This window comes from Actinoallomurus sp. NBC_01490 (assembly GCF_036227085.1).
In the GTDB taxonomy this organism is placed as follows: Bacteria; Actinomycetota; Actinomycetes; order Streptosporangiales; family Streptosporangiaceae; genus Actinoallomurus; species Actinoallomurus oryzae.
In genome coordinates, this window is the sequence record NZ_CP109433.1 from 5460341 (window position 1) to 5476234 (window position 15894).

At 68.8% G+C, this 15894-nt stretch carries 11 protein-coding genes and 3 tRNA genes; 11 read left to right on the top strand and 3 right to left on the bottom strand.

Features of this window, described 5'->3' with window-relative positions; genetic code table 11:
* Nucleotides 1-105 precede the first annotated feature (105 nt).
* The 8 genes from OG417_RS25505 to OG417_RS25540 all read left to right on the top strand — a co-directional run bounded on the left by OG417_RS25505 (nt 106) and on the right by OG417_RS25540 (nt 11267).
* On the top strand, nt 106-2850 hold the full coding sequence (locus tag OG417_RS25505; RefSeq protein ID WP_329261023.1) for a cation-translocating P-type ATPase: 2745 nt from the start codon (nt 106-108) through the stop codon (nt 2848-2850).
* 128 nt (nt 2851-2978) lie between these two features.
* Nucleotides 2979-3878, top strand: coding sequence for a universal stress protein (locus OG417_RS25510; protein WP_329261026.1), 900 nt, complete (start codon nt 2979-2981; stop codon nt 3876-3878).
* Nucleotides 3879-3908: 30 nt separating this feature from the next.
* Complete coding sequence (locus OG417_RS25515) at nt 3909-4598, top strand: GAF and ANTAR domain-containing protein (RefSeq protein WP_329261029.1); 690 nt, start codon at nt 3909-3911, stop codon at nt 4596-4598.
* 324 nt (nt 4599-4922) lie between these two features.
* Nucleotides 4923-5921 (top strand): GAF domain-containing sensor histidine kinase, encoded by a 999-nt coding sequence (locus tag OG417_RS25520; RefSeq protein WP_329261031.1) that lies wholly within the window; start codon nt 4923-4925, stop codon nt 5919-5921.
* A 75-nt stretch (nt 5922-5996) separates the two neighbouring features.
* Nucleotides 5997-6146 (top strand): V-type ATP synthase subunit D, encoded by a 150-nt coding sequence (locus tag OG417_RS25525; RefSeq protein WP_329261034.1) that lies wholly within the window; start codon nt 5997-5999, stop codon nt 6144-6146.
* Between the two features lie 254 nt (nt 6147-6400).
* A complete protein-coding gene (locus OG417_RS25530; protein ID WP_329261037.1) occupies nt 6401-8839 on the top strand; it encodes a glycoside hydrolase family 65 protein in 2439 nt (812 codons plus the stop codon).
* A gap of 358 nt (nt 8840-9197) precedes the next feature.
* A complete protein-coding gene (locus OG417_RS25535; RefSeq protein WP_329262574.1) occupies nt 9198-10721 on the top strand; it encodes an ISL3 family transposase in 1524 nt (507 codons plus the stop codon).
* Nucleotides 10722-11036: 315 nt separating this feature from the next.
* Nucleotides 11037-11267 (top strand): hypothetical protein, encoded by a 231-nt coding sequence (locus OG417_RS25540; RefSeq protein ID WP_329261039.1) that lies wholly within the window; start codon nt 11037-11039, stop codon nt 11265-11267.
* A 50-nt stretch (nt 11268-11317) separates the two neighbouring features.
* Here the strand turns inward: OG417_RS25540 and OG417_RS25545 are convergent.
* The 3 genes from OG417_RS25545 to OG417_RS25555 form a co-directional block, all read right to left on the bottom strand.
* Nucleotides 11318-11392 (bottom strand) — tRNA-Val (locus OG417_RS25545).
* A 21-nt stretch (nt 11393-11413) separates the two neighbouring features.
* Nucleotides 11414-11484 (bottom strand) — tRNA-Cys (locus tag OG417_RS25550).
* A gap of 28 nt (nt 11485-11512) precedes the next feature.
* Nucleotides 11513-11585, bottom strand: a tRNA-Gly gene (locus tag OG417_RS25555).
* Nucleotides 11586-11734: 149 nt separating this feature from the next.
* Between OG417_RS25555 and OG417_RS25560 the strand changes: the two genes are divergently transcribed.
* From OG417_RS25560 to OG417_RS25570, 3 genes are all read left to right on the top strand, one after another.
* A complete protein-coding gene (locus tag OG417_RS25560) occupies nt 11735-12457 on the top strand; it encodes an ArsR/SmtB family transcription factor (protein ID WP_329261042.1) in 723 nt (240 codons plus the stop codon).
* A gap of 291 nt (nt 12458-12748) precedes the next feature.
* Nucleotides 12749-14905: a fibronectin type III domain-containing protein gene (locus OG417_RS25565; RefSeq protein ID WP_329261045.1), complete on the top strand. Its 2157-nt coding sequence runs from the start codon at nt 12749-12751 to the stop codon at nt 14903-14905.
* Nucleotides 14905-15894, top strand: coding sequence for an AAA family ATPase (locus OG417_RS25570; protein ID WP_329261047.1), 990 nt, complete (start codon nt 14905-14907; stop codon nt 15892-15894). The genes OG417_RS25565 and OG417_RS25570 overlap by 1 nt, the downstream gene beginning before the upstream one ends.

Below are 15894 nucleotides of genomic sequence, written 5' to 3' on the forward strand. Positions count from 1 at the left end.
GACGCCTCCCCCGGACCGGGCAAAGGTCCTGCGGCCCGAGGCCGTTCGACACTCACCGGCACCTGGTGATGACAACGTGCACCGTGGGTACGGACTCAGTTACTGATGAGGCGTCGGCATGAGGCATGGCTCCAGCCGCCTGGCGTGAACCCCGAAGAAGCCGCCGAGCTGCTACTTCGTGATCTACGCAGTTCACGTCGGGGGTTGTCAAGTGCGGACGCGCGGCGGCGGCTGTTGCAGTACGGCCCCAACGAGCTGCGGCGGCGGGGCGGACGACGCTGGCCGGGGGAGCTGGTCCGTCAGCTCGCCCACCCTTTGGCGTTGCTGCTGTGGCTCGCGGCGGCTTTGCTGTTCACCGTCGGCTCACTCGTCGTGGCCGTCGCCGTCGTATTGATCATCATGTTGAACGCCGCCTTCGCCTTCGCCCAAGAGCTGCAGGCCGAGCGGGCGGTCGAGGCGCTGGCGGAGTACCTCCCGCTGCGGGCGAAGGCCGTACGCGATGGGCGGCCCGTGGAGATCGACGCGACTGAGCTGGTGCCGGGCGACATCGCGATCCTCGAGGAGGGCGATCGGATCGCGGCCGATGTCCGGTTGCTGGCCGGGGCCATCGAGGTCGACATGTCCGCATTGACAGGGGAGGCCGTTCCCGCGCTGCGATCAGCGTCCATCCTGGATGTCAATGTGCCCGTGCTCAGGGCGCACGACCTGGTGTTCAGCGGCACGAGCTGCACCGGGGGCCAGGCGCGCGGCGTGGTGTTCGCCACCGGCATGATGACCGAACTCGGCCGGATCGCCGCGCTGTCCGAACGCGTCAAGCAGGACCCCAGCCCGCTGGAACGGCAGGTCCGGCGGGCCGCTTGGCTGATCGCCGCGGTGTCGGTGGCGCTGGCGTTCGCGTTCATCCCGGTCGCGAGATTCGGCGCCCACCTGTCGCCGGTCAATGCGCTGGTGTTCGCGGCCGGGCTGCTGGCCGGAATGGTCCCCGAGGGTCTGCTGCCCGTCATCACGCTGGCGCTCGCGGTGGCCGTGAAAGTGCTCGCCACACGCGGCGCGCTGGTCAAACGGCTGAGTGCGGTGGAGACCCTCGGCTCCACCGATGTGATCTGCACCGACAAGACCGGCACGCTCACCGAGAACCGCATGCGGCCGATGGGGGTGTGGACGGCCGCAGGCCGCACGGACCTGAACGGCACCGGAGCGAGTCTTGCCGGCGCCCCGCCCGACGCGGCGCTGGACGCCGTGGCCCGAGCCGCCGCCACGTGTAACAACGCGCGGCTTCGGCCGGACCGGGAGCCGAGCGGTGACCCGACCGAGGTGGCCGTACTGCTCGCCGCGCAAGCATTGGGCGCCGACACCGACGCGGACCGTAGGGAGACCGGACGCCGCTGGCAGTTCCATTTCGACCCCGAGCTCAAGCTGATGTCGACTATCGACCAACACGGTGATGGCCTGGTCGTGCACACCAAGGGCGCTCCGGAGGCCGTCTTGCCCCGCTGCTCGGCGTTGCTGGACCAGAAGGGCCGGCGGATGCCGCTGAGCGTTCCAGACGAGGAGCGCATCACCGCGCAGGTGGACGCCTTCGCCTCTGATGGGCTTCGCGTGCTCGCTCTCGCCGAGCGGGCTCTGCCGATCCAGCGACGGCCGCCACATCGGCGCACGGACGCCGAGCGGGATCTGTGTTTCGTCGGTTTGATCGCGATGCTCGACCCTCCGCGTCCGGAGGTCCCGCAGGCGGTCGCGGACTGCCGTACCGCCGGGATCCGCATCATCGTCATCACCGGTGACCACCCGCTGACCGCCGTCGCCATCGCCCGGCGGGTCGGCATCACCGACGGTCATCCCCGGGTGGTGAGCGGCGAAGAACTGGATCGGCTCCACGAGTGTCAGATCGCTGAGCTGGTGCGGGACGAACCCGACATCCTCTTCGCCCGCGCATCGCCGGAGGCCAAACTGCACATCGCCGATGCCCTACGCGAGCAAGGGCATGTGGTGGCGATGACGGGTGACGGCGTCAACGACGCCCCGGCGCTGCGCCGCGCCGACATCGGAGTCGCGATGGGCCGCTCGGGCACCGACGTCGCCCGGGAAGCGTCCACGATGATCCTCACCGACGACAACTTCGCTTCGATCGTGGCGGCCGTACGGTCCGGGCGGCGCATCTATGACAATGTTCGCAAGTTCATCATCTATATCTTTGCTCACGCCACGCCCGAGGTGACCCCGTTCCTGGTGTTCGCCCTCGCCGGTGGGGCGGTGCCGCTACCGCTCACCATCCTTCAACTGCTGGCCTTCGATGTCGGCAGCGAAACACTGCCGGCCCTTGCCCTGAGCCGTGAGCCGGCCGAGCCCGGTCTCATGCAGCGGCCACCACGGCCACGCTCTGAGGGAGTCATCCGTGGCCCCATGCTTCTGCGTGCGTGGTTCTTCCTCGGCGTTCTGGTCTGTTCCCTGCAGATGGCGGGCTTCTTCTACGTGCTGACCCGCGCGGGCTGGCATCCGGGCGCACCGATAGGCGCCGGTACGCATCTGCACCATGCCTATCGGCAGGCGACGACCATGGCGTTCCTCGGGATGATCGCCGGGCAGGTCGGGACCGCCTTCGCCGTACGCACCCAACGAGCGTCGCTGCGTTCCGTCGGCGTGCTGTCCAACCGCTACCTGATGGCGGGAATAGCCGGCGAACTCCTCCTTGCCATGGTGTTCGCCTACACCCCAATGTTCCAGCAACTTCTGGGGACCACCGCGCTCCCTCCCACGGATCTGCTTCTGCTGCTCCCGTACCCGTTCATCGTCTGGGGAGCGGACGAACTGCGCCGTTACCTGACCCGACGCCACGCCGCCCGGCAGTGATCGTCACCGCGATGTACCGGTGGGTTTGGGGAACGATGTCCGGATTCGGAGAGTGTCATGAGAGTGTGAGTGGGAGGCCTTCAGTGTGTGTGTCGGCTCTGACGTGAGCCGCGTTTTCGGGGGGTTTCGTGGCCGAGGAACTGCCACCGGTCGTGGTCGGCGTCGATGGTTCGGATCCGTCGCGCGTGGCGCTGCGGTGGGCGGCCGAGGAGGCCGTGCTGCGTGACCGACCGCTGCGGATCGTGTATGCGGTGGGGCCCTGGGCCTGCGACATTCCCTTTTATCCCGAACCGATGATGGCCGAGTCCCTGCACGAGGCCGGACGGGCGATTCTGGAAGAGTCGGCTGAGGAGGTTCGCGGATGGCATCCCGGGCTGGGGGTGACGACCGTGCTCGGCGTTGAACCCCCGGCCGTGGCGTTGCGACGGCAGGCCGAGGAGGCCTACGAGGTGGTCGTCGGGCATCGGGGGCGTGGTGGCTTCGCGAGCCTGTTGCTCGGTTCGGTGAGTCTGCATATGGCGGGCTACGCGAACGCCCCGGTCGTGGTGGTCCGTGACGGCGAACGAACTGTAAGGCGGGAGATCGTCGTCGGCATCGACCTGTCGAAGCACGCCGCCGCCGCGCTGCGGTACGCCTTCGACGCGGCAATCCTCCGCCAGGCGCTGGTCCGGGTGATCTTCGCCTGGTGCCCGCCCGAGGGCCGGTACGCGGTTCTGGAAGTCGGTGAGCTGGCCGTGGCCATCCGCCAGGAGGCACATCGGATCGTGGCACCCTGGCGCGAGCGGTACCCCGATATCGCGGTGGCGGAGGACACCCCCCGCGACCATCCCGTCAAGACGCTCGTGGAGGCATCGGCGGATGCGGATCTCGCCGTCGTGGCCGCGCGCGGCCACACCGGCCTACGACTCGGCTCGGTCAGCCACGGCCTGATCCACCACGCTCGATGCCCCGTCGCGGTCGTGCCGTCCGGCACGGATGGCGAGGCCGGATGGACGCGACGGGGTCATCCGGACAGACCTATCGTTTAAGCGTAGGGCTGCAGCGCGGAGGTGGGGGCGATGGGGGATAGCCGAGATCCGCGGGAACTGGCGATCGCGCTGGCGGAGGTGGCGCGCCGCCTGGTGTCCGAGCCGTCGTTGCAGGCCACGCTGGACCGGATAGTGGTGTGCGCCATCGACCTGGTTGAGGGTTGTGAGGTGGCGGGGATCATGGCCATTGCGAATCATAAGGTCCATACGCTGGCGGCGAGCGATGAGAAGGTTCGCATCTCCGACCGGATGCAGGGCGACGTTGGTGAGGGGCCGTGTTTCGACGCCGTCCGTTCCGGCGAGGAGGTCTTCCGTATCGCCGATACCAGGGCCGCGGCCCCTGGCTGGCCGCGGTATGCGCCGTGCGCTGAGAAACTGGGGATCCGCAGCATACTCGGCTTCAAGTTGTTCACCGGCGAAGAGACCCTGGGCGCGCTGAACCTGTACTCCACGCAGCCCAGGGCCTTCACCGCACGTTCCGAGGAGACCGGCTGGCTGCTGGCCTCCCATTCGGCCGTGGCTCTCGCCAGCGCTCGCAGCGAAGCTCATCTGCAGGCGGAGATCCCCGTCCGACAAGGCGTCGGCGAAGCCATCGGCATGCTCATGGAACGCCACGGACTTTCCGAGGATGAGGCCTTCGCCGCTTTGGCCAAGGCGGCGCGGGAGCAGAACATCAAGGTGAGTCAGGTCGCACGGTACGTCATCGAAGCTGCTCGATGACCCCGTACGGGGTCCGCCGGCCGCCGTGAAAGCGCATACGATGGGTTTGAAAGCGGGGGGCGGTCTCGCACGTCAAGGCGTGGAGAGGGCCGGGTTGATGTGGCCAGCGATCAGTTCGTTCTGGGCGGTGTCTCGTCTCAAGGTGAGTCGGTGTGCCCGGATCCGTTCGCTGGTCGAACAGCAGCAAGCACTGCGACACGTGGCGACGCTGGTCGCCTCTGGCGCTCGCCCACAGGCGGCTTTTCAAGCGGTGGCCGGTGAGGTCGGCAGCCTGTTCAAGGCGGACTATGTCTCGATCTGTCGCTACGAACCTGGCGATGTCATGTGCCTGGTCGCGTCGCCGGGCTTGTCCGTTGGAGGGCACCCGGTTCCGCCGACCTGGGCTCGCCTTTGGGCGGACGTTGGCTGATGGGTGAGGATTCCTCCTCTGCGGCGGTCCGGCGGAGCGGAAGACCGGCGCGGCTCCCGGCCGTGACGATCACCAGTGAGATCGGCGGCTGGCTCCAGGCCCAGGGAATCGGCCAGGTACTGGCGTGCCCGCTCACCGTCGATGGTCGCCTGTGGGGCGTGATGGTGTTGGAATTCCTCATATCCCGGCCAGTGCCGGCCGATATCGAAAGCCGCGTCGACGAGTTCGTGCAGCTGGCGGCGTGCACCATCGCGCAGGCGGAAGGCCGCGCGGAGCTGATCGCCTCCCGCGCCCGCCTGGTCATGGCCGCCGATGAGGCACGCCACCGGATCGAGCGCGACATGCACGACGGCGCGCAGCAACGTCTGATCTCGCTCGGCCTCATCCTTCAAACGGCGCGGGCGAGCGTGCCACCCGGGATGGAGATACTCAGCAGACAACTGGCGCAGGCCACCGAGGAACTGTCACTGGTCCAGGCGCAGATCCAAGACCTCTCCCACGGACTTCACCCCTCGGTCCTGAACGGTGGAGGCCTGGGCGCGGCCGTCAAAACGCTCACACGCCGCTTCCCGGTACCGGCCGCGTTGGACATCGACGTCGGCCGGCGCCTGCCCGACCCGATCGAGGTCACTGCCTACTACGTGATGTCCGAGGCACTGGCGAACGTCCTGAAACATGCGAGCGCCTCGCTGGTGCGCATCACCCTCAACAGCAATGATGAATCCCTCGACCTGACCATCCACGATGACGGTGTAGGAGGCGCGGATCCGCGAGATGGCTCCGGGCTGGCCGGCCTCATGGATCGCGTGGCGGCTGTCGGCGGCACTATGTGCATCACCAGCCCGACCGGAGCCGGCACATCTCTTCGCGTTCAAATCCCCGCCGGGTCGGACGGAGACGTCTCGACCGCTTAGGGTCACGACCGGCCTGACAGGTCCCGCGCAGGCAGACGTGAGCCGGCACGCCGTGGCACAGGAGTCGAACGCCGCGTGGCACAGGAGATCATCGTGACCCGTCAGCGGATCCGCGCGCTGCAGGACCGATGGATCCCCCTCCTGACCACTGCCATCGAGCACATCGACCTCGCCCTCAACGAGGCCGAACGCTCCGATACCGCCCGCCTCCTGCAGGTCGGCTAGGTCGTTTGGGCGACCGCGCCGGGACTGAAGCCCCTGGCCGGGCATTGCCGTGATCGGTGATGTTGAGAAAACCTTTGGGGGTCTCATGATGCGAACCAGAACCGACGGCCGCTGCGCGCTCCGCGAGCCGGCTCCACCCCGCGAGAGCGGGTTCGCCGCCGTCGTCGGCGTCGATCCCACAAGCGCGATCACACCTCTTCGTGAGCACGGCGCGAGTCCGATGGTGACGGACCTGGCGGAGCTGAGATTCTGGAGTGCACGCGCTGCCTGAACGACCGCTCAGCACGAAGTCCTGGCATGTCGTCTACCAGGGATTCGAGCCGGCCGAAGAACGGCTGCGCGAGGCGCTGTGCACCCTGGGCAACGGCTACTTCGCCACTCGTGGAGCGGCACCCGAGGCGAGCGCGGGAGTCGTCCACTACCCCGGTACCTATGTCGCCGGCTGCTACGACCGGCTGCCTTCACGGATCGCCGGGCGCACGGTGGTCAACGAGGATCTGGTCAACGTGCCCAACTGGCTGCCGCTGACGTTCCGCGCTCAGAACGGTGACTGGTTCGCTCCAGAGCGGTTCGACCTGCTGGACTACCGCCAGGAGCTGGACTTGCGCCAGGGGCTGCTGAGCCGGTGGCTCCGTTTCCGCGACGCCGCCGGGCGCGTGACCGAGGTCGCCCAGCACCGACTGGTCTCGATGGACGACCCGCACCTCGCGGCGCTCCAGACCACGATCCGCGCGGTGAACTGGTCCGGGGCGCTGGAGATCCGTTCCGGTCTCGACGCGCGGGTGAGCAACCGCGGCGTCGCCCGCTATCGCGGGCTGGCGAGCAAGCATCTGACGGTCGGCTCGACCGGCGCGGACGGCGACCTCATCTGGTCGGACGTCATGACGGAGACTTCAGCGGTGCGGATCGCGCTGGCATGCCGCACGGTCGTCCGCGCCAGTGAGCCCGCCCGCGGGGAGACCCACGCTCAGCCCGGCTGGATCGCGCGGCACCTGACCGTCGCGGTAGGCCGCGACGAGGCTGTGACCGTCGAGAAGATCGTGGCCTTGCACACTTCACGTGATCGAGCGGGGGACGGGCCCGCTCCCGTGGCCGCGGCCCGGCGCGCCGTGGCGCGGGCTTCGGACTTCGCCCGGCTGCGCGAACGGCACCGCCTTGCGTGGGCGCGCCTGTGGCGCCGTGCTCACCTCGACATCGGGGGCGGTCCGGCGCAGCGGACGATCAACCTGCACCTGTTCCACCTGCTGCAGACCGTCTCGCCCCACACCGTGGGCGTCGATGCCGGCGTGCCCGCCCGAGGGCTGCACGGCGAGGCGTACCGCGGCCATGTCTTCTGGGACGAGCTCTTCGTGCTGCCCTTCCTCAGCCTGCGGTTCCCCGAGGTGGTCCGGGCCCTGCTGTCGTACCGCGTGCGGCGGCTGCCCGCGGCCCGGCGCGCGGCGCGGGAGGCCGGTCACACCGGCGCGATGTATCCCTGGCAGAGCGGCAGCGACGGGCGTGAGGAGACGCAGGTCCTTCATCTCAACCCTCGCTCCGGCCGCTGGCTGCCGGACAACTCGCGGCTGCAGCGGCACGTCGGGCTGGCGATCGCCTACAACATCTGGCAGTACTACCAGGCGACCGGCGACCTGGACTTCCTGGCGAGCGAGGGCGGGGAGGTGTTCCTGGAGATCGCGCGGTTCTGGGCGAGCGCCGCGACATTCGATCCCTCAACGGACCGGTACGACATCCGCGGCGTGATGGGGCCCGACGAGTACCACGACGCTTACCCGGGCGCGGCAACGCCCGGTCTGGACAACAACGCCTACACCAACGTGATGGCGGCATGGACCCTGTGGCGGGCGCTGGATCTGCTGGACCTGCTGCCGCCCCGGCGGCAGAAGGAACTGTGCGAGCGCGTGGCCCTGACGGAGGACGAGCCGGCACGGTTCGAAGACGTCAGCCGGCGACTGCGGGTGATCTTCCACCATGACGGCGTCATCAGCCAGTTCGAGGGCTATGAGAATCTCGCCGAGTTCAACTGGGAGGGCTATCGGAGCAGGTATGGCGACATTCGTCGTCTCGACCGAGTCCTCGAGGCCGAGGGCGACAGCACGAACCGGTATAAGGCGTCCAAGCAGGCCGATGTGCTGATGCTGTTCTACCTCCTATCCGCCGACGAACTGCGAGCGCTGTTCGCCCGGCTCGGTTATCGCTTCGACCGCGAGACGATCCCCAAGACGGTGGCGTACTACCTGACCCGCACCTCGCACGGCTCGACGCTGAGCGCCGTCGTGCACGCCTGGGTGCTCGCCCGCTCCGACCGCCTCGCCTCCTGGCGGTTCTTCCTGGAGGCCCTGGACAGCGACCTGCACGATGTCCAGGGCGGTACGACCGCCGAGGGCATCCACCTGGGCGCCATGGCGGGAACGCTCGACCTCGCCCAACGCTGCTACACCGGGCTCGAACTTCGTGGCGACGTCATGCGCCTCGCCCCCGCGCTGCCACCCGGTGTCCCGGGGCTGGCCATGGAACTGCGGTACCGCCGCCACGTTGGCCTGCGGCTGCGTGCCGGCCCGGACGGTGTCCGCGTCGGCCTGCCGCCCTCGGCGCGGCCACCGATCGAGGTCGCCCTCGGCGACGGCCCGGTAAGCACACTGCCGCCCGGGCACACCCTCTGGCTCCGGCCGGGCCGTACGGACGGGCGAGCATGACAGGAGACCGCCTGCGCTGTGACCTCGGCCACTGGGGCCCATGGGACTTCCCCGCGGCCCGACCCAATCAAGATGAGGTGAGGTGGGCATGGTGGCGTAGGAACCAGCTCCTAATCGTAGGGAGCGAATTCGCGAGCTGACCGCGGTGGGTGCAGCTTCCTCCGTTCCTCGCCGATCTGTACGAGGCGTTTGTCAACGACGCGCGAATGTGGGCTCTGGCACGGATTCCGTGATCTTGGCCCGGTGGCTCCGTCGGGCTTGGTGATCATGGTCGGTGGCGATCTCGGAGTTGCTGGCGGTCTTGTTTCCGCACCTGGCGTGCTTGTGTATCGATCGGGTGTTCCGTGCGGGCAGGTCGGTGCGGATCCAGGCGAGGACGCGCACGTCGCAGGCGGTGTGTCCGTCGTGTGGGGTCTTGTCGGGGCGGGTTCATAGCCGGTACGAGCGCCGGTTGTCGGACCAGGCGATCGCTGGTCAGGAGACGGTGATTCACCTGCAGGTTCTGCGGTTCCTCTGCCGCAACGAGGTGTGCGCCAAGAAGACCTTCGCCGAGCAGGTGCCGGGCCTGACCGTCCGTTATGGCCGGCGCAGCATCGGGTTGGGCGAGTGCCTGCGGGCGATCGCGCTGGCGCTGGGCGGACGGGCCGGGGCCCGGCTGACGCACCGGCTGGCGGCAGCGGTGAGCCGGATGACGCTGATCAGGATGATCCGGTCACTGCCCGACGCCGCCGCTGATTCCAGGCCGCAGGTCCTGGGCGTGGATGACTTCGCGCTTCGCCGCGGCCACCGATACGGAACCGTCTTGATCGACATGGCCACCAGCCGGCCGATCGACGTGCTGGCCGAACGGTCTGCCGAGTCCCTGGCCGCCTGGCTGCAGGACCACCCGGGCATCGAAGTCGTCTGCCGGGACCGGGCCGGCCGCTACGCCGAAGGCACCACGCGCGGGGCACCAGATGCCATCCAAGTCGCCGACCGCTGGCATATGTGGCGAAACCTCGGTGAAGCCGTCGAACGAACCGTGACCAAACACCGCCACCACCTACGCGAACTTCCTCAGACGACAACGCAGACCGACCCCGCCCCGCCCAGCGATCCACAGCCCGACAGCGACCCGAAGCCACGAGAAGGACGCCTGGCCGAGCGCACCCGGCAACGGCACACCGCCATCCACGACCTGCTCGCCCAGGGGCGCCAGATCAGGCAAATCGCCCGGGAACTCGGACTGGGCCGCAACACCGTCCGCCGGTTCGCCCGCGCTACCAGCCCCGAAGAACTCCTGGTCAACAACGGCACTGGACAACGGCCCCAAGCTCTCGATGAGTTCGCCGACTACCTGCAGCGACGCTGGAAGGAAGGCTGCACCAACGCCGAACAACTCCACCGTGAACTCCGTGCTCAGGGATACCGAGGCGCACGCACCACCGTCCGCCAATATGTCCGGCCCTGGCGCAGCAACGCCGTCCCTCTCAAGCCGCCACCGACACCACCGACCGTCCGGCAGGTCACCGGCTGGATCCTACGCCACCCGGACAATCTCCAACCCGATGAGCGACACCAACTCGAGACACTCACCGCCGCCAGCCCAGCGCCGGCCAGCGTCCGAGAACACGTTCGCGGATTCGCTCACATGATGCTCCACCTGCACGGCGACCAGCTCGAACGCTGGATGAGCGCGGTCGAATCCAGCGACCTGCCCGAACTGCGCTCTTTCGTCACCGGGCTACGCCGCGACCTGGACGCCGCCCGCGCCGGCCTGACCCTGCCCTACAGCTCCGGGAAGGTCGAAGGCCACGTCAACCGCATCAAGATGATCAAACGGCAGATGTATGGCCGCGCCAACCCCGACCTGCTGCGCAAACGCATCCTGCTCGCCGACTGAGAAGGGTCCGCTTCACGGAATCCGTGCCAGAGCCAGTTTTCACGTGTCGTCGACAGCGTTGCTGGAGGACTGCGACCGCTCCTTCGTCTTCGTGGGTGAGAAGGGCGGCGTCCTGCGCCGGAGCAACTTCGGACGGCGGTTTTGGCGCCCAGCGTGGGACGGCGTCGCGCGTGACCGAAGGACGGGCCAGCGGGTCCCGCCGATCCTGCCCGGCTTCACCTTCCACGAAGGGCGGCACAGCCACCGGACGTGGCTGGCCGATGATGGATTCTCGAGATCGGCCGTGCGGCCCGCCTCGGGCAGAAGATGCGCGGCATGGGCGGCATCTACGAGCACGTGACGCCCGAGACCAAGAAGCGGATCCTCACCGTCCTGCAAGCCCGCTGGGAGTCGTCACTCCTCGCACTGCGGCCTCACGAGCAGGCGGGGCTCATCGCGCTCCTGTCGCGGATGGAAGAGACGATCAAGCAACTGACAGCCGTACAACAGGCCGGAGCGGGCAGCGGCGCCAAGATCATCGCCCAAATATCGCCCATGAACGCCTGAGGCCCTGCCCCTCCAGAGAGGAGGCAGGGCCTCTGACCTGCGCTTTCACGTGGTGGGCGATACTGGGATTGAACCAGTGACCTCTACCGTGTCAAGGTAGCGCTCTCCCACTGAGCTAATCGCCCTCGCGAAGCTGAGTGCTTCAGAGGTGGAGACGGGATTTGAACCCGTGTACACGGCTTTGCAGGCCGTTGCCTCGCCTCTCGGCCACTCCACCGAGTGAGGCCTTCGGCAAGACCTCTCCGAGCGGACGACGGGATTCGAACCCGCGACCCTCACCTTGGCAAGGTGATGCTCTACCAACTGAGCCACGTCCGCGTGGTGTCTCCCGGGGGCTTGACCCCCCTGGCGACACGCCAAACACTAGCGGATTCTCAGCCCGACCCCCAACTCGGTAACGCCTTCCGGCCCACCGGCGTGGCGTTCCTTCGACGGACGTCTAAGCGTCCTGGGCGTAACGTCGTCGTATGCCCGAACCGTACGGCTCTGACATCGCGCCGGTGGCGGCGCTGCTCGCCGATCGTGCGCGGGCGGCGATGCTCACGGTGCTCCTCGACGGAAGGCCCCTGTCCGCCGGTGAGCTGGCCCGTACGGCCGGTGTCACCCCGGCCACGGCCAGTTCGCATCTCGGCAAGCTCCTCGACGGTGGTCTCGTGAGCGTCGTCAAGCAGGGGCGGCACCGCTACTACCGGCTCAAGGGCGCCGAGGTCGCCTCGGTGATCGAAGCGCTGAGCCTGATCAGTCCCAAGGTGCAGGTGCGCAGCCTGAGGCAGTCGAGGCACGCGGCGGCGCTGGGGGAGGCGCGTACCTGCTACGACCACCTCGCCGGGCGGGCCGGGGTCGCGTTGTTCGACGCGATGATCGGCCGTGGCCTCCTCGAACCCGCGCTCGACGCCGTCGCCGACGAGCCCGAGCGCAGCGCGTACGAGGTGACCGACAAGGGGGAGGAGAGCCTCGCCTCCATCGGCGTCGACGTGGCCGCGGCCCGGGCGTCGCGGCGGAGGTTCGCCGGGCACTGCCTCGACTGGACCGAGCGCCGCCCTCACCTCAACGGCGCTCTCGGCGCGGCGGTGACGGCCGGCGTGATCGAGCTCGGCTGGTTCGAACGCGGCGCGTCCCGCCGTTCCCTCGTCCTGACCGACAGCGGGCGCGCCGGTCTCGCCGACGTCTTCGGCTGTGTCATCGGCTGAGCGCCGCTCGGCCTCGCCACACGGTGGATCGGAGCCATCACCGCGGCGGAACCGCGGGCTTACGAGGAACCGGCTCGCCCGTTCGCGCGTCCAAGGGCTCGAAGCAAGCGACACCGGGCCTACGGACGTCCTCTTCCACGGAAAACGACGTCCATTTCGGTCACTCACCGTCGCTGGTCAGAGAAGTGTGTCACCAATTGGGCACTACCGACATTTGACCGGCTTGGACACATTAAGGTGACCCTTGCATCACCGATAGGCCGGGGTGTGACGCGCGGGAGGTAGGAACGGGTGAGCGGGGAGCGCAGGTTCTTCCGTCGTGATCGGCTGACCGGGCACATCGCGATCGGAGTCGTTGGCGTGCTGTGTGCCGCCGCCGTCGTGTTCGGCGTCGGAATGGCCAGCGCGAAATACCACCTGTCGGACGTCGGCGGCTGGCTGACGTCCGTCCGGCGTGGCGAGCTCGTCCACGTCAACGGGCTGTCCGGCAAGGTGGACGGCAAGGTCACGCTGTCCGGTTCGAGCGGCCACCCGATGAAGGTGATCCAGCAGGGCGGCGTCGTCCTCATCGTCGACGAGGTGACCGGCGTGGTCAGCCGCGTCGACCCGGCGCATCTCAACGTCGTGCAGGGCGCCACGTACCGCGGTGCCGCCGGCATGCAGGTGGTGTCCGGCTCCGGCCAGGCGTACGCGCTGGACCAGCAGAAGGGAAGCGTCCAGCGGCTCGACCCGATGACCCTCGCGACGATGGGTTCGCCCCTCGCCCTCACCGGCCCGCTCGGCTCTTCCGCCATCGACGCGACCTCGGTGCTGTGGGTCCCGGTTCCCGCCAACGGCCAGGCCGCGCCCGTACGCAGCGGGCAGGCCGCGCAGCCCATCGGCATCGGCCGGGCGGGTGACGACCTGGCGCTCACGATCGCCGCGGGCGCTCCGGTGGTCACCGACTTCACCTCCGCCCAGGCCGTCATCATCGGCAGGAGCGGTACCCAGGTGAAGGTCCGCCTGCCCTCGACCGTCGCCCAGGCGGCCAAGGGCTCGGTGCTGGCGCCCGCGACCACCGACGGCCAGCTCGTCCCGCTGCTCGCCGGCAACTCCCTCGTCGTGCTGAACGCGGGCAGCGGCTCGCTCAGCAGCGTCGCGCTGAAGCTCCCGGCCAAGCACAAGCTCGCCCCGCCGCAGGCGCTCGGCCAGAAGGTCTACATCCCGGACCAGAGCACCGGCAGCCTGATCGTGTACGACCAGGCGACCAACCGGATGGGCCAGCAGGTTCCGGTCACCGGCCAGGCCGGCCCGCTCGACGCGTTCGTCAAGGACGGCCTGCTCTGGGTGAACGGCCCGGACAGCGCCAAGGGCGTCGTGGTCGACGGTGCGGGCGGGCACAAGCCGATCCAGAAGTACACGCCGGACGTGCCGGGCAGCCACAACAGCCCCATTCCGCGAGTGGGCGTGCCGGCCGGCGGTGCCAGCGGCAGGCCGAAGGCCGGCGGCGGTGACGGCCCGCGCGGTGGCCCGACCCACCCGCGGCTGCCCAGCAAGCCGCCCATCACCCCGCCGTCGCACAAGCCCGACCCGCCCAAGGTCACGCCGCCGAACGCGCCGACCAACCTGCGGGCGACCCCGCAGCCGGACGGCACGATCAAGATCGACTTCGAGCCGGGCGGCGGAGGCGACGCGACCGGATACAGGTTGCTCACGTCGGACGGGCTGACCGCCACGCCGGACAAGATCGGGCCGCACGGGCCCGACTACACCTTCACCGTCAAGGGCGGCACCTGCGGCCAGGAGTACCAGTTCGCCGTGGCCGCGCTGTACAACAACCGCGACCATGAGTCGGAGGTCGACTCCCAGTACACGACGCCCACCCTGTCGTGCACCGAGCCGGACGCGCCGAGCAACGTCACCGGTACGGGCACGGCCCAGGGGGCGAAGATCGACTGGCAGGCGCCGCCGAGCGCCGACGCCAAGAAGGTCACCTACGCCGTGAACGTCACCGGGCCGAAGAGCGGCTCCAACCCGAACGTCTCCGGCACCTCGGTGACGTTCGGCAACATCTGGAAGAACGGCACCTACACGGTGAAGGTCACCGCCTCCAACCCGGCGGGCAAGAAGATGACCAGCAACACCGTCGAGCTCGCCGGCCCGGTGAACACCTACGGCATCCACCACGGCGGCCTCAAGCAGGACGTCAGCTACGTCACAAAGACGCCGAACGCCAACGACCTCAGTGACAGCAACGTCGCCGAGGAGATCCCGGACGCCAACAGCCAGACGGTCCAGGTCATATGCCAGAAGATGGGCACGGCCTACAGCCACGGAGGGTTCTCCGGCAGCCTCTACGACTACGTCAAGCACAAGGCCACCGGCTACCTGATCGGTTACCTGCCGAACACGCCGCACACCCCGTGGCAGGAGCTCGCCGGACCGGCCATCTGGGAGTGTGCTGACTGATGACGGCGGAGGCGTACGGGGCGCCTGACGCGGAAGCCTTGGTCGGACGGTTCGCCCAGTTGTTCGGCGCGTTGGCCGGCAACATCGAGCGGGTGATCCGCGGTAAGCGGGATAACGTCGAACTCGCGATGCTCTGCCTGCTCAGCGAGGGTCATCTGCTCCTGGAGGACGTGCCGGGCGTGGGCAAGACCACGCTCGCCCGCGCGATCGCGGCGAGCGTGGACGCGCAGTGGACGCGCATCCAGTTCACGCCGGACCTGCTGCCCTCCGACGTGACGGGTGTCTCGATCTTCAACCAGGCGACCAGCAAGTTCGAGTTCCACCCAGGGCCGATCTTCGCGAACATCGTCGTCGCCGACGAGATCAACCGCGGCTCGCCGAAGACGCAGTCGGCGCTGCTGGAGGTCATGGAGGAGCGGCGGGTGTCCGTTGAGGGGCGGCCGCAGTCGGTGCCGCGGCCGTTCATGGTGATCGCGACGCAGAACCCGGTCGACATGGACGGCACGTACCCGCTCCCGGAGGCCCAGCTCGACCGGTTCCTGATGAAGATCTCCATGGGCTATCCCGACCACACGTCGGAGGTCGCCGTCCTGACCGGGATGCCGTCCGGGCCGGCCGTCGACCACCTGCCCAAGGTCGCCGGGCGCGAGGACATCAAGAACATGATCGACTTCGCGAGCCGGATCCACGTGGCGCCGCCGCTGTACGACTACCTCGTGCACATCGTCGCCGCCACGCGCCAGCACTCCGACATCCGGCTGGGCGCCAGCCCGCGTGCCAGCCTCGCGCTGCTGCGCGCGGTCCGCGTCCGCGCCGCCGCGGCCGGCCGCTCGTACGTCGTCCCCGAAGACATCAAGGCCCTGGCGCCGCACGTGATCGGGCACCGGCTCATGCTCACGCCCGAGGCGGAGCTGCGCGGCCGTACGGCCGGCGACCTGGTCGCCGAGGTGCTCGGCCGGGTTCCCGTGCCCCAGGCGGCCGGGGTCTGA